Here is a 15,675-nt window from a genome sequence, read left to right as displayed (position 1 = left end):
TGCCCGGGATCATCGCCCGCGCGGGCGCTCCGAGGGGTCCCAGCCGGGCCGCGGGGCGCGCGCGGCGACCGAGGCCTCGCGCGACCGGTACACGACGTACGGGCGGAACAGGTACGGCGCGGGCGCGGAGAACGCGTGCACGAGCCGCGTGAACGGCCACAGGATGAACAGCAGGTTGGCGGCGACGATGTGGAGCTGGAACGCCGCGGGCACGCCCTCCATGAGCGCGGGCTGCGGCTGGAGGTACCAGAGCGAGCGGAACCAGGGGGAGATCGTCTCCCGGTAGTCGTACCCGTGGCCGCCGGCGAGGAGCTGCGTCTGCACGGTCGCCCACGACCCGAGCAGGATCGACGCCGCGAGGAACACGTACATGGTCTTGTCCATGCGCGTCGTCGCGCGGAAGACGGGTCCCGTGGTGCGGCGTCGGTAGATGAGGATGAGCAGCCCGGCGACGAGCGCGACCGCCGCGATCGACCCCATGTACGTGGCGACGAAGTGGTAGGCGACCTCCTTGATGCCCACCGCCTCCGTCCACGACTTGGGGATGACCAGCCCCATGAGGTGCCCGAGGATCACGAACAGCAGCCCGAAGTGGAACAGCGGCGACCCGAGCCGCAGCAGCCGCTTCTCGTAGAGCTCGCTCGACCGCGTGGTCCAGCCGAACTTGTCGTACCGGTACCGCCAGATCGACCCCACGACGAACACCGCGAACGTCACGTACGGGAACACGACCCACAGCAGGATCTCGCCCGTGCTCACCCCGCTCATCGCACCGCACCTCCGGTTCGGTCGGCCCCGGCACCGTACGGCTCCAGCGCGAACGGCTCCATCCCCACGAGCTCGGCGGGCGGTCCCGCCGTCACGAGCTCGACGTACCGCTGCTGCGTCCGCTCGTCGAGCGGCGGCAGCGTGAGGCACACCGCCTCGACCAGCCCGGTCCAGGGGCTCGCCATGCTCTCGAGCGCGGTCCGCAGCACCTCGATCCCGTCGCGGTGCGACGCGAGCAGCCCCGCCGCGATCGTCGCGTCGTCGCCCTCGGTGCGGGCCGAGAACTCGAGCACGGTCGGCAGGTAGTCCGGCAGCTCCGAGCCCGTGACCTCCCAGCCCGCGGCCCGGTACGCCTCGACGAACGCGACGAGCGCCGTCCCGCGCCGCCGGGTGTCGCCCGCGGCGTAGTACGACAGGTACATCGAGCACTTGCGCTTGAGGTCGAACGTCGCGACGTAGCGGGCCTGGAGCTCGCGCAGGCCCGTCGCGTCCGCGGACGCCGACAGCACGTCGCAGAACGCGTCGAGGCGCTCGCGGACGGGCGCCGGCAGCCCCGGCGTCGACGCCCGGACAGCGGCGACCGCGTCGAGCACGTCCGCGTCGGGGTAGGCGAGCAGCACGGACGCCGCTATGTGGGTCGTGCGGCGCTGGGTCCCCGACGCCGCGACGGGTGCCAGATGGTCGGGCTGCGGCCCGCGAGGTCGCGCCCCGGGCCGCAGCGCGGGGGTCGGGAGCAGCGAGCGCGTCCTCATCGGGTGCCCCCGTCGGGCTCGACGCCGGGTCCGTTCCCGGGCGCCGGTCCGGCCGTCGGTCCGCCGGCCGACCCACCGGGCGCCGACGGGCCGGGGATCGTGTCGTGGCGCGCGTCCTGCCTGCCGCCGGGCAGCGAGCCGGGGCCCCCGGGCGTGACGCCGCCCGGTGCTCCGGACGGGCCCTCGGACGGCCCGTCCTCGCCCGGCGGGAAGAGCCCGGGCGGGCGGCCGTTGCCGTCCCAGTTGAGGAGGTTCACGCGGCCCGGTGTCGAGGGCCCGTACGGAGAGTCCGCCGTCTGCCGGGACTGGAGCACGTGGAAGTTCTCGACCGCGACGGGCACCGGGCTCCCCGACGTCTCGCCGAACGGCCCGCCGCCGGTGAGCCCCATGCCGCCCATGCCGGGGCCGCCGTCGTAGTCGAGGGAGCAGGAGAGCTCGTCGAGCTCGCGGGCGATCTCGGTGTGGGCGGTGGGGATGACGTAGCGGTCTTCGTACTTGGCGATGGCGAGCAGGCGGTACATGTCCTGGATCTGTTGCCCGGTCATGCCGACGGCGGCCGCGGTCTGTTCGTTTGCGGGCTGGTCGAGGTTGAGGTCGCGCATGTAGGAGCGCATGGCGGCCAGGCGGCGCAGGACCTTCTCGACGGGTGCGGTGTCCCCGGCGGTGAACAGTCCGGCGAGGTACTCGAGCGGGATGCGCAGCTGGGAGATGGCGGCGAACAGGGTGCGTCCGTCCTCGCCGTCGTTGCCGGAGGCGGCCACGACGTCGACGACGGGGGACAGGGGTGGGATGTACCAGACCATGGGCAGGGTGCGGTACTCCGGGTGCAGCGGGAGGGCGACCTCGTAGCGGGTGATGAGGTCCCAGATGGGGGAGCGTTGGGCGGCGGTGATCCAGTCCTCGGGGATGCCCTCGGCGCGGGCGGCGGCGATGACCTGGGGGTCGTGGGGGTCGAGGAAGACGGCGCGTTGGGAGGCCAGGAGGTCGTGCTCGTCCTGGACGGCGGCGGCTTGGGTGACCTTGTCCGCGTCGTACAGGACGAGGCCGAGGTAGCGCAGGCGTCCGACGCAGGTCTCGGAGCACACGGTGGGTAGGCCGACCTCGATGCGGGGGTAGCACAGGGTGCACTTCTCGGCCTTGCCGGTCTTGTGGTTGAAGTAGACCTTCTTGTAGGGGCAGCCGGTGACGCACATGCGCCACCCCCTGCACTGGTCCTGGTCCACCAGGACGATGCCGTCCTCGGCCCGCTTGTACATGGCCCCCGAGGGGCAGGACGCGACGCAGGCGGGGTTGAGGCAGTGCTCGCAGATGCGGGGCAGGTAGAACATGAAGGTCTTGTCGAGCTCGGTCGCGACGTGCTCGGACATGTGTTGCAGGATCGGGTCCTGGTCCATGGTGGCGGTGGACCCGGCGAGGTCGTCGTCCCAGTTCGCCGACCAGGAGATGTTGATGTCCTTGCCCGTGAGCAGCGACTTGGGGCGCGCGACTGGGGTGTGCGCTCCTTGGGGGGCCGACAGGAGCATGTCGTACTCGTACGTCCACGGTTCGTAGTAGTCGTGGATGGAGGGCAGCACGGGGTTGGAGAAGATCGTGGCGAGCTTCTTGAGCCGCCCCCCGGCGCGGAGCTTGAGCTTGCCCTTCTTGGTGCGCACCCACCCGCCCTGCCAGCGGTCTTGGTCCTGGTAGGTGCGGGGGTACCCCAGGCCGGGGCGGGTCTCGACGTTGTTGAACCACACGTACTCGACCCCGGTGCGGTTGGTCCAGGCCTGCTTGCACGTGACCGAGCACGTGTGACACCCGATGCACTTGTCCAGGTTCATCACCATCGACATCTGCGCCATCACCCGCACGACGCCACCCCCTCCCGTGCCGACGACGCCCTGCCCGCGGCCTGGCCCTGCACTGTTCCGGTCCTGGTCACGAGTGTCACGAGTACCGCACCTCCTGGCTGCGTCGGCGGATGACGGTCATCTCGTCGCGCTGGTTCCCCGTGGGCCCGAGGTAGTTGAACGCGTAGGAGAGCTGGGCGTAGCCACCCGCGAGATGCGTTGGCTTGAGGAGGATGCGCGTGAGCGAGTTGTGGATGCCGCCGCGCAGTCCGGACGTCTCGGCGAGCGGGACGTCGATCGTGCGGTCGGTCGCGTGGTGCATGTAGACCGTGCCCTCGGGCATCCGGTGGCTGACCACCGCCCTCGCCACGACCACGCCGTTGCGGTTGTACGCCTCGATCCACTCGTTGTCCGCGACCCCGATCTTGGCGGCGTCGGCGGGCGACATCCAGACGTTCGGACCGCCGCGCGAGAGGGACAGCATGAAGAGGTTGTCCTGGTACTCGGAGTGGATCGACCACTTGTTGTGCGGGGTCAGGTACCGCACCGCGACCTCGGTGTGACCGCCCGACGCGGGATAGCCCGACGGCGAGGTGTCGCCCACCACGGGCGAGTCGCCGAAGAGGCGGTGCATGTCCAACGGTGGTCGGAAGATCGGCATGTGCTCGCCGAGCTCGATCATCCAGTCGTGGTCGAGGTAGAGGTGCTGGCGGCCCGTCAGGGTGTGCCACGGCTTGAGCCGCTCCACGTTGACGACGAACGCCGAGTACCGGCGGCCCCCGTGCTCGGAGCCGGACCACTCGGGAGACGTGATGACCGGCGTCGGGCGCGACTGCACGTCCGGGAACGTCACGCGCTTGCCCTGCTCGTCGAGGGCGAGGTCGGCCAGGCGCGTGCCCGTGCGCTGCTCGACGTGCTCGAACCCCTGCACCGCGAGCCGGCCGTTCGTCGTCCCCGACAGCGCGAGGATCATCTCGCACGCGTGCGTGTCCCGGTCCAGGCGCGGGCGTCCCGCAGCCGGACCGTCCTGGACGAGGCCGTTGCGACGTCCGAGGTCGGCGACCTCGGGTGCGGGCGAGAAGTGCACGCCCTTGGTGACCATGCCCGCCTTCTCGGTGAGCGGACCGAGCGCGGCCATGCGCGCGGCGAACGCCGGGTAGTCGCGCTCGACGACCACGAGCTTCGGCATCGTCACGCCCGGCACGAGCTCGCGCTCCGTCACGGGCAGGCCCGAGTCGCTGAGCGCACCGTGCGGGACGGCCATCTCGTCCGGGGTGTCGTGCGCGAGCGGCGCGGCGACGAGGTCCTCGCGGACCCCGAGGTGCGTCACCGCGAGCTCGGACACCTTCCCCGCGAGCGTGTGGAAGATGTCGAAGTCCGTGCGCGTCTGCCACGGCGGGTTGATCGCCGGGTTGAACGAGTGCACGAACGGGTGCATGTCCGTGGACGACAGGTCGTGCTTCTCGTACCAGGTCGCCGCCGGCAGCACGACGTCGGAGAACAGCGTCGTGGACGTCATGCGGAAGTCGAGCGTGACGAGCAGGTCGAGCTTGCCCTGCGGTGCTTCGTCCCGCCACGTCATCGACCGCGGCCGACGCTCGGGGCCCGACTCCGCCGCGTTGACCGCGGCGTCCGTGCCGAGGAGGTGCTTGAGGAAGTACTCGTTGCCCTTGCCCGACGAGCCGAGGATGTTCGCGCGCCACACCGTCACGACGCGCGGGAAGTTCGCCGGGTCGTCCGGGTCCTCGCACGCGAACCGCAGGGTCCCGGCCTTGAGCTCGTCGACCACGTGCTGCGCCGGCTCCTTGCCCGCCGCGCGCGCCTCGTCCACGAGGTCGAGCGGGTTGCGGTCGAACGTCGGGTAGCTCGGCATCCAGCCGCGCTGCGCCGACTCGACGAGCGTGTCCGCCGTCGTGCGGCCCGAGAACTGCCCCTGCGCGAGCGGCGACGCGAGGGCGTCCGCGGGCAGGCCGTCGTAGCGCCACTGGTCCGTCGCGAGGTACCAGAACGCGGTGCCGATCATCTGCCGCGGCGGACGCGACCAGTCCAGGCCACCCGCGTACTGCGCCCACCCGGTCACCGGGCGACACTTCTCCTGCCCCACGTAGTGCGCCCACCCGCCGCCGTTCACGCCCTGGCAGCCGGTGAGCGTCGTCAGCGCGAGCATCGCGCGGTAGATCGTGTCGGAGTGGAACCAGTGGTTGGTCCCCGCGCCCATGATGATCATCGACCGGCCGCCCGAGTCCAGCGCGTTCTGCGCGAACTCGCGCCCGATGCGCTCCGCCGCCGCGGCGGGCACCCCGGTGAAGCGCTCCTGCCACGCCGGCGTCGCGGGCGACGCGTCGTCGTCGTAGCCTGCGGGCCACTCGCCGGGCAGGCCCAGCTCCGGGCGGTTCACGCCGTACTGCGCGAGCAGCAGGTCCAGCACCGTCGTCACGAGCCGCCCGCCGACGCGCCGGGCCGGGACGCCGCGCACGACGACGCCCGCGCCGCCCAGGTGCGCGCCCGCCTCGTCACCCGGCGCCGGGTCGAGGTCGAACCGCGGCAGCGCGACGGCGACGGTCTCGTAGGTGAGATCTGCCGAGGGAGAACCCTGGAACCGCGAGGGAGAACCCTGGTCCGCCGGGGGAGGACTCTGGTCGGCCGACGCCGGCCGCTCGGGCACGGTGTCGCGGGTGGGGGCGGCCTGCGGGGCGCCCCAGAAGACGCCGTGGGGGTCGGCGACCGAGAGCAGCGGGTCGATGTCGCCGAGATCGAGGTTCCAGCGGCCCGCGTCGGCCTCGCCGTAGCGGTGGCCGAGGCTGCCGTTCGGGACGCGTGGCGTGCCGTCGGCGTCGAGCACGACCGTCTTGAAGCGGGCGTTCGAGGAGGAGGCGTCGTCGTCGCCCGGGCGCCCGACGCCGTCGGGCAGGTCCGCCGCGGTGAGGAACTTCCCGGGGACGAACGCGGCGCCGTCGGGCCCCGGCGCGTCTCCGTGCTCGTCGAGGACAACGAGGTTCGGAAGGTCGGTGAAGCGCGCCGCGTACTCCGCGAACTGCGGGGTGCGGCGCTGCGCGTAGTGCTCGGTGAGGATGACGTGGCCCATGGCCTGGGCGAGGGCGCCGTCGGTGCCGGGGTGGGGGGCGAGCCACTCGTCGGCGAACTTGGTGTTGTCGGCGTAGTCGGGGGAGACGACGACGACCTTCTGGCCGCGGTAGCGGGCCTCGGTCATGAAGTGGGCGTCGGGGGTGCGGGTGACCGGGACGTTGGAGCCCCACATGATGCAGTAGGTGGAGTTCCACCAGTCGGCGGACTCGGGGACGTCGGTCTGGTCGCCGAAGACCTGGGGAGAGGCGACCGGGAGGTCGGCGTACCAGTCGTAGAACGACAGCATCGTGCCGCCGAGCATCTGGACGAACCGGGCGCCGACGCCGTGGGAGACCATCGACATGGCGGGGATGGGGGAGAAGCCGGCGACGCGGTCGGGGCCGTAGGTCTTGATGGTGTGCACGTGGGCGGCGGCGACGATCTCGGCCGCCTCGTCCCAGGTCGCGCGCACGAGGCCGCCCTTGCCGCGCGCGGACTTGTAGGCGCGGGCCGACTCCGGGTCGGAGGTGAGCATCTCCCACGCGAGCACCGGGTCGCCTCCGACCGTGCTCTTCGCGCGCCGGTACAGGTCGAGCAGGGTGCCGCGGACGTAGGGGTAGCGCACGCGGGTGGGGGAGTAGGTGTACCAGGAGAACGCGGCGCCGCGGGGGCAGCCGCGGGGTTCGTACTCGGGGGAGTCGGGGCCGACGGAGGGGTAGTCGGTCTGCTGGGTCTCCCAGGTGATGATGCCGTCCTTGACGTAGACCTTCCAGGAGCAGGACCCGGTGCAGTTCACGCCGTGGGTGGAGCGCACGACCTTGTCGTGGGACCAGCGGTCGCGGTAGAACACGTCGCCCTGGCGTCCGCCGGTCAGGAACACCTGCCGCAGGTCGTCCGACACCTGCCCACGCCTGAGGTGCTTCCCCAGCCGCAGCAGCGCGTCCTCGACCGGCCCGTCGGACGTCGTCGTCATGCCGCGCTCCCGTCGCCTGCCGTCGCGGTGGGCCGCGCCAGGCGCGCCCGCGAGGGCACGCGCACCGGCGACGCTGACGGCACGGACACGTACGACATACGAGCCTCCTGGGGCGAGCAGGGACGGCGGGGTCGGTCCACAGCCACTATGCCCAGAACGGGCGGATCGCGCGCGCCGAGCGCGTCCCGCCCTGCGCCCGCCCGGACGCGGCCCCGCGGGTCGCTACCGTGGCGCCATGAGCGCACCCACCGGACGGCTCGCGGACGCGACCGTCGCCGTCGTCACCGTGTCCGACCGCTGCTCGCGCGGCGAGGCGGAGGACCGCTCGGGGCCGCTGCTCGCGGGCCTCCTCGGGGCCGCGGGCTGGGCCGTCGTCACGGACCTCGTGCCCGACGGCGTCGCCTCCGTGCGCGACGCCGTCGCCCGGGCCGCGGCCGGGGGAGCGCGCGTCGTGCTCACGACCGGAGGGACCGGTGTCGGTCCGCGCGACCTCACGCCCGAGGGGACGCGCGAGGTCCTGGAGCAGGAGGTCCCCGGCATCGCGGAGGAGCTGCGCCGGCGCGGCGCCGAGCACGTCCCGGCGGCCGTGCTGTCGCGCGGCCTCGCAGGGCTCGTGCCAGGCCCGGAGGGCCGGGTGCTCGTCGTGAACCTGCCCGGTTCGACCGGTGGTGTGCGCGACGGCTGGGCGGTCCTCGAGCCGCTCCTGCCGCACGTGCTCGCCCAGCTCGACGGCGGCGACCACTGACGCCGGGCGGTCAGCCGCCCGCGAAGGGCGGGAGCACGTCGACCGTCTCGTCGGGGCCGACCGGGGTGTCGTCGCTCGACGCGCGCACGCCGCCGACGAGCAGCGAGCAGCGCGGGAGCACGTCCGCGAGCGCCGCGTGGCGCGCGACGAGCGCCGCGTGCAGGACACCGACCGTCGCCGCGTCGACGCTCTCGACATCGGTGCCGGCGGCGTCGCGCGCGCCGGCGAAGTAGCGGACGGTCGCCATCGGTCAGTCCTGCGTCCCCGCCGGCGCCGCCGTGCCGGGCAGCTCGGGCTCCGGCGTCCACGCGAGCGCGAGCTCGGCGGCGCGGTCGAGGACGTCCTGCACGGTGCGGCCGGAGCCGTCGTGCGCGGCGAGCCCCGCGACGTAGCCCGCGACGAACGTCGTGAGCGGTGCGGCGGGACGCTCGATGCCGTGCGCGGCGTCGCGCGCGAGGTCGAGGATCGCGCCGATGTCCACCACCTGGGGGTCGAGGTCGAGGTCGCTCGCCAGCGCGTCGACCCAGCGTTCCAGGTTCGTCATCGTGGCCTCCTGCGGTCCGTCGGGGTGTCGTCGGGCGCCGGGACCGCACCCGCGCCCAGACGGCGGTCCTGCTCGCGGGCATCCTCCCACGTGTCGACGTCGTCGGTGGCGCCGTCGTCGTCGGGCACGGCGAGCGCGGGAAGACCGGCGAGCAGACGGCGCACCGACGCGCCGTGCACCGCGGGCAGGGCGGCGAGCGCGCCCTGGAGCGCCGCCCGCTCGTAGAGCCCTACGAGCCACTGGTCGCGCCCGCCGCGCACCGCGTGCACCGCCACCTCGCCCGCCCGGTGGCGCGCCGCGGCGAGCAGCGCGGGCACCGCCTCCGCGGCCCGGGGGACGTCGCACGCGAGGACGAGCACCCAGGGGGCGCCCCCGCCGTCGGGCCCGGGGAGCGCGCGGAGCCCGGCCGCGATGCCCGCGACGGGCCCCCCGAAGGGCGGATCCTCGCGCGTCAGGGCGTAGCGGGCGGGGTCGGCGAGCTCGTCCGGCCCGACGACGACGGTCCGCCCCGCGCCGGCGGTCGCCGCGAGCGCGTGCTCCAGCAGCGGCCGACCCCCGACGACGACTCCCGGCTTGGGCGTCCCCAGCCGCTCCGCCCGGCCCCCGGCCAGCACGACGGCGTCGAAACGAAGGGAGGGGTCGGGGTGGGGGACCGTCACGGCTCGCGGTGCCAGTCGCCGGACTTGCCCCCGGTCTTGGCGACGAGGCGGACGTCCGTGAGCTCGACGGACTTGTCGAGCCCCTTGACCATGTCGACGACGGCGAGCCCCGCGACGGCGACGGCGGTGAGCGCCTCCATCTCGACGCCCGTGCGGTCGGCGGTGCGCACGGTCGCGGTGACGTCGACGCCGTGGTCGTCCACGACGAGGTCGACGACGGCGCCGTGCACCCCGATGACGTGCGCGAGGGGCAGCAGCTCGGCCGTGCGCTTGGCGCCCGCGATGCCCGCGATCCGCGCGACGGCGAGCACGTCGCCCTTGGGGACGGTGCCGTCGCGCAGCGCGGCGACGATCTCCGGGGAGCACCGCACGACCCCGGTCGCCGTCGCGGAGCGGACGGTGGGCTGCTTGGCGGTGACGTCGACCATGCGCGCGTTCCCGCGCTCGTCCAGGTGCGTGAAGTCGTGCGTGAAGCTCATGGCGCCACTCTCGCACGCGCGACCCGCCGCGCGGACGGGCCGGAGGACCCGCGCGTGCGCCCGCGTCCGCGAGCCGCGAGGATCGGTCCATGCGCAGCTCACTCCTCGACCATGCCGAGCGCTCCGTCGAGCCCGGCTCCTTCCAGCTCCAGAACGACCGCATGCTCAAGGTGGACCTCCGCGGCACGGGCGGGTTCTTCTTCGCCAAGCAGGGGTCGATGGTTGCCTACCAGGGCGACGTCGACTTCGCGTACGAGGGCAGCGGCGGCCTCGGCAAGATGTTCAAGAAGGCGTTCACGGGCGAGGGCATGTCCCTCATGAAGGTGTCCGGGAGCGGCGACGTCTTTCTCGCCCAGGAGGCGGACCAGGTGTTCGTGCTGCACCTGGAGGACGAGGGCGTGACCGTCAACGGCGCGAACGTGCTGGCGTTCGAGAGCTCGCTCACGTGGGACATCAACCGCGTCGAGGGCGCCTCGATGCTCAGCGGCGGGCTGTTCAACACGACCTTCACGGGGACCGGCGCGCTCGCCGTGACGGCGTTCGGCACCCCCGTCGTGCTCGACGTCGACGTCCCGACGTACGTCGACATGCAGGCCGCCGTGCTGTGGTCGACGTCGTTGCAGTCCTCGATCCGCAAGACGGCGAAGCTCGCCGCGGCGATCGGGCGCGGGTCGGGCGAGGCGTACCAGCTCGCGCTCTCGGGGCAGGGGATCGTCGTCGTGCAGGCCTCGGAGGGCCACCCGCCGCCCGCGCAGAAGTGACTCCGGCGGTCAGTCCAGGAGCAGCACCCGGACGGTGTCGCCGGGCACGACCGCCGTGACGTCGGCGCCGACGAGGGCGAGCGCGTCGGCGTGCGCGAGCGCGCTCACGCGGTGCGAGCCGGAGCCCCGCGCCTCCGCGGGGTCCGACCCCCGGTCGTGGTGCCGGCCCGCGGGGACGACCTGATTGCCGTCGGGCACGGTGTGCCGCACGAGCACGAGCTGCTCGCGCCCGGACGGCGACGACCAGCCCTCGGTGGCGACGCGCTCCACGAGCTCGCGGCCCGTGCCGGGGACGCCCCGCAGGCGGTCGAGGGCCGGCCGCACGAACAGCTCGAACGACACGAACGCGCTCACGGGGTTGCCGGGCAGCGCGAGCCAGGGGACACCGCGCCACCGCGCGATCCCCTGCGGCTTGCCGGGCTGCATGCCCACCGCGACGAGCCGCGCGTCGTCGACCGCGCCCTCCCACGCCGTCCCGGCGCGCGTCGCGGGGTCGAGGACCTCGCGCACGACGTCGAACGCGCCCGCGCTCACCCCGCCCGTGCTGACGAGCAGGTCGGGCGGGGCGCCGTCGAACGCGGCCAGCAGGTCGTCGAGGGCCGCGACGAGCGCGGCGGCGGTGTCGCCGACCGCGCCCCGCCGCACCACGCGCGCTCCCGCCGCGCGGGCCGACGCGGCGAGCAGCACGGAGTTGGAGTCGGGGATCCGGCCCGGACCCGGAGCGGTCCCCGGCGCCACGAGCTCGCTGCCGGTGGAGAGCACGGCCACGCGCGGCGCCCGGTGCACCCGCACGGTCGCGTGCCCCGCGGACGCCGCGACCGAGACGTGCCGTGCCGTCAGCACGGCTCCCGCCTCGACGACCACGTCACCGCGGCGCACGTCCTCGCCCTGCGCCCGCACGTTGCTGCGCGACGCGTCGTGGACCTCGACCGTGGTCGGGCCGCTCCCCGGCGCGCCCGGGGTGAACCGCCCTGTCGACGTGCGCTCGACCGGGACCACGACGTCGGCACCGCGCGGCACCGGGGCCCCCGTCATGATCCGGACGGCCTCGCCGGCGCCGAGGGGGTCGTCGAGCCCTGGCGCCCCCGCCGCGACGTCGCCGACCACGCGCAGGGCGACGGGCGAACCGGTCGCTGCCCCCGCCACGTCGACCGACCGCACCGCGTAGCCGTCCATCGCGGACGCGTCGAACGCGGGCGCGTCGAGCGTCGAGACGACGTCGGCGGCGAGGACCGCCCCGACCGCGTCCTCGAGCGGAAGGTCCGTGGCCGGCGTCGGGCGGACGAGCGCGAGCGCGTCGTCGGCGTGCTGGGCGATCGTCCGGCGCGGCTCGCGGGTCATGCCCCGCACCGTAGCCGAGCCCGGGTGCCGTCCGCCGGTGGGTGGGCTAGGTTGGGGACTGGAGTCATGAAGCGGCCCACCGCCCCCCGAACTTTGGGAGGACACCATGGCCTCGATCTCCGTGACCACCAGCCACAGCCCTGAGCAGACCACGCCCGTGCGGCCCGCAGCCCTCGCCGAGGTGCTCGCCGTGGGCACGCACCTCCTCGTGGGGCAGTACCGCGTCGAGCTCGGCTCCGGGACCTGGTGGTGGTCGGACGAGGTGTACACGATGCACGGCTGGACGCCGGGGGACGTCGACCCGAGCCTGGACGCCCTGCGCTCGCGCAAGCACCCCGACGACCGCGCCCGCGTCGTCCGCGCCGCGACGGAGGCGATCCGCTCCGGCCGGCCGTTCTCCTGCGCGCACCGCATCGTCGACGGGCACGGCAAGGCCCGGTCCGTCGTCGTGACGGGGCAGGGGCGCCGGGACGCCCGGGGCCGCGTCGTCGAGATCGCCGGGTACGTCGTCGACGTGAGCCCCGCTCACAAGGAAGCGCTCGAGCGTGAGTCGCAGCGCGCCGTGACGCGTGCGTTCGTCAGCCAGGCCGCCGTCGAGCAGGTCAAGGGCGTGCTCATGGCCGTGCACGGCGTCGACGACGTCGCGGCGGGCCAGCTCCTCGCCGAGGCCGCCGGCGAGGCCGGCGTCCCGGTCCAGGAGACCGCCGCGCAGGTCATGCGGGCGCTGAGCAAGGCGGGCGGGGTGGGCCCGACGGCCGAGGCGACGCTCGCGGGGGCGTTCGCCGCCGTGCGCCCGGTCGCGCGGCCGCGTGCGCACGACGCCCAGCTCGCGCGCCGACGCGAGCCGGCGCGCTCCTGACGCACCGGTGACCGCACGTCGACAGGACGGAGGGACGAGATGACGGACGAGACGGCCTTCCCGGCCCAGCAGCAGGAGCCGCCCGGCCTGACCGGGCCCATGGATCCCGCGCCCGACCACGGCGAGCAGTCGTACCGCGGCAGCGGGCGGCTCGAGGGGCGCCGCGCCCTCGTGACGGGCGGCGACTCGGGCATCGGGCGCGCCGTCGCCATCGCCTTCGCGCGGGAGGGCGCCGACGTCGCGATCGGCTACCTGCCCGAGGAGCAGGAGGACGCCGAGGAGACGGCGCACTGGGTCCGCGAGGCGGGCCGCGCGTGCGCCCTCCTGCCCGGCGACCTGACCGACGAGGCGACGGCGCGTGCCCTGCCCGGGCGTGCCGCCGCGGAGCTCGGCGGGCTCGACGTGCTCGTCAACAACGCCGGGTTCCAGATGGCGCGGCGCGAGTCGATCGAGGACGTCACGACGGACGAGATCGACCGCGTCCTCAAGACGAACCTCTACGCGCTGCTCTGGGTCACGCAGTCGGCGCTCGAGCACCTGGGCGAGGGGGCGGCGATCGTCAACAACTCGTCGATCCAGGCGTACCAGCCGTCGACGTCGCTGCTCGACTACGCGTCGACCAAGGCCGCGATCAACAACCTCACGGTGAACCTCGCGGCCGAGCTCGGTCCGCGGGGCATCCGGGTCAACGCCGTCGCGCCGGGTCCCATCTGGACCCCGCTCCAGCCGGCGACCCAGCCCGAGGAGAAGATCGAGAAGTTCGGGCAGGACACGCCGCTGGGGCGGGCGGGACAGCCCGGCGAGGTCGCCCCGGCGTTCGTCTTCCTCGCCTCCCCGACGGACGCGAGCTACGTCTCCGGCACCGTCCTCGGGGTGACGGGAGGAAAGCCCGTGTTCTAGGGCGATGAAGAGACCTCCCCGTGCGGGCCGCGGACGGATCGGCCGAGGGCCGCGACCCGCCCGGGAGGGTCGGAGGGCGGGCGTCCGCGCCCGCCCGGGGGCGGGTCCGCCGCGAGAGCGACGGTGCCCGTGGGACACCAGCCGCCACGCCCTGTGCGGGCGAGACGGCCACCGCCCCCGACCCGCCCGGGCGCCGTGCCCGGGCGGGGCCTCCGGCACGACCTGCGAGGCGGGCCGCGACGCAGGGCGCGCCCGTCCCGCCGGGTACCGGCCGCCGCGCGAGCGATCTACGCTGGGCCGGGGAAACCGTGAGGAGGCCGAGATGACGAGCATCGAGCAGAGCGTCGAGCAGGGGACCGTCGGCATGCCGGCAGGGCCGGGCGCCACCGTCCCGACGCCGCAGGCCGAGATCGTCGCCGGGGTGCCCGAGGTCGTGGGCGGCACCGAGGAGCAGGGCATCGCCGTGCTCGTCGCGGACGCCGCCCGGGCACTCGCCGACGAACCGACCCTCCAGCAGACCCTCGACCGCGTCGTCGAGCTCGCCGTGTCGATGGTGGACGGGTGCGAGTCCGCGGGCATCTCGCTCGTCACGCGCGGGCGGATCGAGAGCCCCGCTGTCTCGGACCCCCTCGTGGCCCGTGGCGACGCCCTCCAGTACGAGCTGCGGGAGGGGCCGTGCCTCGACGCGGTGCACGACCACGCGCTCGTCGAGTCGGGCGACATCGAGACCGACGCACGCTGGCCGCTGTGGGCGCCCACCGTCGCGCGCGAGCTCGGCGTCCGGTCGATGCTCTGCGTGCAGCTCTACACGTCGGAGAACGCGCACGGCGCGCTCAACATGTACTCGACGTCTCCTCACGCGTTCGATGCCGACGCCCATCACCTCGCGGCCACCTTCGCGGCCGTCGCCGCGGCCGCGATCTCCGCCGCGCGGACCGAGGAGCAGCTCCAGTCCGCGGTCCAGACCCGCACCCTCATCGGGCAGGCGCAGGGCATCGTCATGGAGCGCTACTCGCTCACGGCCGGGCGCGCGTTCGCGGTGCTGAGCCGCGTCTCCCAGGACGCGAACATCAAGCTCGTCGACATCGCGCGCCAGGTCGTGGAGACGCGGCGCATCCCCGGGGTCGGGGCGGACTGACACGGGAGGTCGCGCCGGGCGCGTCCTCCCGCGCCCTACGGCCGAGCGGGTCAGCCCAGCGCGCCCTGCGGCTCCTCGTCGCCCTCGCCGTCCGCGGCCTCGAGGAGCCGGTCGATGCGGCGACGGGCGGCGTCGCCGACCACCCCGGTGCCTGTGACCGACCCGTCGACGACGCCCGCGACCAGCCGGCGCGCGAGCTCCCGCACGGGCACGTTCGCGTCGTTCGAGCGGCGGCGCAGCAGCTCGAACGCGTCGTCCGGCCCGATCGCGAACGCCGTCATGAGGACGCCCTTCGCCTGCTCGATCGCCGAGCGGGACGCGTCGGCCGCGCGGATCGACGCCGTCGCCTCGCGGCGGGCCGCCTCCTCGTGCGCGGTCGTCAGGTCCACGAAGTACCCCACGACCGCCGCCCACGGGGCCGCCCCGCCGTCGAGGCGGCGGCCTTGCGCGGCCACGGCGAGCGTGCGAGTACGCCCCGTCGCGTCCACGATGCGGTGCATGGATCCGAACGGCTCCCCCGTGCGCGCCGCCTGCGCGAGCTCGCTCGCGACGCGCTCTCGGTCCTCGGGGTGCTTGTGGGACAGGACGAGCGCCGTCGTCGGGACGACCTCGCCCGACGCGAAGCCGTGCATCTCGTACACCTCGTCCGACCACCACCACGTGTCCGTGGCGACGTCGACGCGGAACCGTCCGACCGGCTGGGGGTCACCCGGGCCGAGCGCGGCGAGGAGGTCGGCGAGAGCCGGCGGGACGACGTCGTCGTGTTCAGCGGCGTCGGAGGGCAGAGCAGCGTCCATCGATGGGGGTCCCCGGAGATCGATCAGGACGGAGCCGATTCCTGACCCCAGCAGAAGGAAGATT

Annotated in this window: 15 protein-coding genes; 5 read left to right on the top strand and 10 right to left on the bottom strand. The window is 74.1% G+C overall.

Annotated elements, in window-relative coordinates; all coding sequences use genetic code 11:
- Window positions 1–9: 9 nt before the first annotated feature.
- The 4 genes from narI to ACN9MS_RS18195 all read right to left on the bottom strand — a co-directional run bounded on the left by narI (window position 10) and on the right by ACN9MS_RS18195 (window position 7,388).
- Window positions 10–768: a respiratory nitrate reductase subunit gamma gene (narI, locus tag ACN9MS_RS18210; RefSeq protein ID WP_141388954.1), complete on the bottom strand. Its 759-nt coding sequence runs from the start codon at window positions 766–768 to the stop codon at window positions 10–12.
- Window positions 765–1,520, bottom strand: a complete 756-nt coding sequence (narJ, locus tag ACN9MS_RS18205) for a nitrate reductase molybdenum cofactor assembly chaperone (protein ID WP_426309800.1) — start codon at window positions 1,518–1,520, stop codon at window positions 765–767. The genes narI and narJ overlap by 4 nt, the downstream gene beginning before the upstream one ends.
- Window positions 1,517–3,370: a nitrate reductase subunit beta gene (gene narH / locus ACN9MS_RS18200; RefSeq protein ID WP_426309799.1), complete on the bottom strand. Its 1,854-nt coding sequence runs from the start codon at window positions 3,368–3,370 to the stop codon at window positions 1,517–1,519. The genes narJ and narH overlap by 4 nt, the downstream gene beginning before the upstream one ends.
- Window positions 3,371–3,446: 76 nt before the next feature.
- Window positions 3,447–7,388 (bottom strand): nitrate reductase subunit alpha, encoded by a 3,942-nt coding sequence (locus ACN9MS_RS18195; protein WP_426309798.1) that lies wholly within the window; start codon window positions 7,386–7,388, stop codon window positions 3,447–3,449.
- Window positions 7,389–7,623: 235 nt separating this feature from the next.
- On the opposite strand from ACN9MS_RS18195, the gene ACN9MS_RS18190 reads away from it, so the two are divergent.
- Window positions 7,624–8,133 (top strand): MogA/MoaB family molybdenum cofactor biosynthesis protein, encoded by a 510-nt coding sequence (locus tag ACN9MS_RS18190; RefSeq protein ID WP_426309797.1) that lies wholly within the window; start codon window positions 7,624–7,626, stop codon window positions 8,131–8,133.
- A 10-nt stretch (window positions 8,134–8,143) separates the two neighbouring features.
- Here ACN9MS_RS18190 and ACN9MS_RS18185 read toward each other — a convergent pair whose 3' ends face one another.
- From ACN9MS_RS18185 to moaC, 4 genes are read right to left on the bottom strand one after another with little or no spacing between them, the layout of a single operon-like run.
- Window positions 8,144–8,380: a MoaD/ThiS family protein gene (locus ACN9MS_RS18185; RefSeq protein ID WP_426309796.1), complete on the bottom strand. Its 237-nt coding sequence runs from the start codon at window positions 8,378–8,380 to the stop codon at window positions 8,144–8,146.
- Window positions 8,381–8,383: 3 nt separating this feature from the next.
- Entirely contained in the window at window positions 8,384–8,677 is a 294-nt protein-coding gene (locus ACN9MS_RS18180; protein ID WP_426309795.1) for a DUF6457 domain-containing protein, read from the bottom strand.
- On the bottom strand, window positions 8,674–9,336 hold the full coding sequence (gene mobA / locus ACN9MS_RS18175; RefSeq protein ID WP_426309794.1) for a molybdenum cofactor guanylyltransferase: 663 nt from the start codon (window positions 9,334–9,336) through the stop codon (window positions 8,674–8,676). Before mobA ends, ACN9MS_RS18180 begins: the two co-directional genes overlap by 4 nt.
- On the bottom strand, window positions 9,333–9,815 hold the full coding sequence (gene moaC, locus ACN9MS_RS18170; protein ID WP_426309793.1) for a cyclic pyranopterin monophosphate synthase MoaC: 483 nt from the start codon (window positions 9,813–9,815) through the stop codon (window positions 9,333–9,335). The genes mobA and moaC overlap by 4 nt, the downstream gene beginning before the upstream one ends.
- Before the next feature lie 89 nt (window positions 9,816–9,904).
- Here moaC and ACN9MS_RS18165 point away from each other — a divergent pair, with 89 nt between their 5' ends.
- Window positions 9,905–10,576, top strand: a complete 672-nt coding sequence (locus ACN9MS_RS18165) for an AIM24 family protein (protein ID WP_047233668.1) — start codon at window positions 9,905–9,907, stop codon at window positions 10,574–10,576.
- Window positions 10,577–10,585: 9 nt separating this feature from the next.
- Here ACN9MS_RS18165 and glp read toward each other — a convergent pair whose 3' ends face one another.
- Entirely contained in the window at window positions 10,586–11,917 is a 1,332-nt protein-coding gene (gene glp / locus ACN9MS_RS18160) for a gephyrin-like molybdotransferase Glp (RefSeq protein ID WP_426309792.1), read from the bottom strand.
- 106 nt (window positions 11,918–12,023) lie between these two features.
- On the opposite strand from glp, the gene ACN9MS_RS18155 reads away from it, so the two are divergent.
- The 3 genes from ACN9MS_RS18155 (at window position 12,024) to ACN9MS_RS18145 (ending at window position 14,814) form a co-directional block, all read left to right on the top strand.
- Window positions 12,024–12,776, top strand: a complete 753-nt coding sequence (locus tag ACN9MS_RS18155; protein ID WP_426309791.1) for a PAS and ANTAR domain-containing protein — start codon at window positions 12,024–12,026, stop codon at window positions 12,774–12,776.
- Window positions 12,777–12,815: 39 nt separating this feature from the next.
- Window positions 12,816–13,676, top strand: a complete 861-nt coding sequence (locus ACN9MS_RS18150; protein WP_426309790.1) for an SDR family oxidoreductase — start codon at window positions 12,816–12,818, stop codon at window positions 13,674–13,676.
- Between the two features lie 322 nt (window positions 13,677–13,998).
- A complete protein-coding gene (locus tag ACN9MS_RS18145; RefSeq protein WP_426309789.1) occupies window positions 13,999–14,814 on the top strand; it encodes a GAF and ANTAR domain-containing protein in 816 nt (271 codons plus the stop codon).
- 50 nt (window positions 14,815–14,864) lie between these two features.
- On the opposite strand, the gene ACN9MS_RS18140 is transcribed toward ACN9MS_RS18145, so the two are convergent.
- Entirely contained in the window at window positions 14,865–15,611 is a 747-nt protein-coding gene (locus ACN9MS_RS18140; protein WP_426309788.1) for a PAS and ANTAR domain-containing protein, read from the bottom strand.
- Between the last annotated feature and the right edge of the window lie 64 nt (window positions 15,612–15,675).

It is taken from the genome of Cellulosimicrobium sp. E-16, from assembly GCF_049913115.1.
Lineage (GTDB): Bacteria > Actinomycetota > Actinomycetes > Actinomycetales > Cellulomonadaceae > Cellulosimicrobium.
The sequence above is the reverse complement of the archived record's forward strand: the minus strand, read 5'-3'. Positions and strand labels throughout refer to the sequence as shown.

Coding starts and splice junctions, on each gene's coding strand:
- narI (WP_141388954.1), bottom strand. CDS start 768: ATGAGCGGGGTGAGCACGGGCGAGATCCTGCTGTGGGTCGTGTTCCCG.
- narJ (WP_426309800.1), bottom strand. CDS start 1,520: ATGAGGACGCGCTCGCTGCTCCCGACCCCCGCGCTGCGGCCCGGGGCG.
- ACN9MS_RS18195 (WP_426309798.1), bottom strand. CDS start 7,388: ATGACGACGACGTCCGACGGGCCGGTCGAGGACGCGCTGCTGCGGCTG.
- ACN9MS_RS18190 (WP_426309797.1), top strand. CDS start 7,624: ATGAGCGCACCCACCGGACGGCTCGCGGACGCGACCGTCGCCGTCGTC.
- ACN9MS_RS18185 (WP_426309796.1), bottom strand. CDS start 8,380: ATGGCGACCGTCCGCTACTTCGCCGGCGCGCGCGACGCCGCCGGCACC.
- ACN9MS_RS18180 (WP_426309795.1), bottom strand. CDS start 8,677: ATGACGAACCTGGAACGCTGGGTCGACGCGCTGGCGAGCGACCTCGAC.
- moaC (WP_426309793.1), bottom strand. CDS start 9,815: ATGAGCTTCACGCACGACTTCACGCACCTGGACGAGCGCGGGAACGCG.
- ACN9MS_RS18165 (WP_047233668.1), top strand. CDS start 9,905: ATGCGCAGCTCACTCCTCGACCATGCCGAGCGCTCCGTCGAGCCCGGC.
- glp (WP_426309792.1), bottom strand. CDS start 11,917: ATGACCCGCGAGCCGCGCCGGACGATCGCCCAGCACGCCGACGACGCG.
- ACN9MS_RS18155 (WP_426309791.1), top strand. CDS start 12,024: ATGGCCTCGATCTCCGTGACCACCAGCCACAGCCCTGAGCAGACCACG.
- ACN9MS_RS18150 (WP_426309790.1), top strand. CDS start 12,816: ATGACGGACGAGACGGCCTTCCCGGCCCAGCAGCAGGAGCCGCCCGGC.
- ACN9MS_RS18145 (WP_426309789.1), top strand. CDS start 13,999: ATGACGAGCATCGAGCAGAGCGTCGAGCAGGGGACCGTCGGCATGCCG.
- ACN9MS_RS18140 (WP_426309788.1), bottom strand. CDS start 15,611: ATGGACGCTGCTCTGCCCTCCGACGCCGCTGAACACGACGACGTCGTC.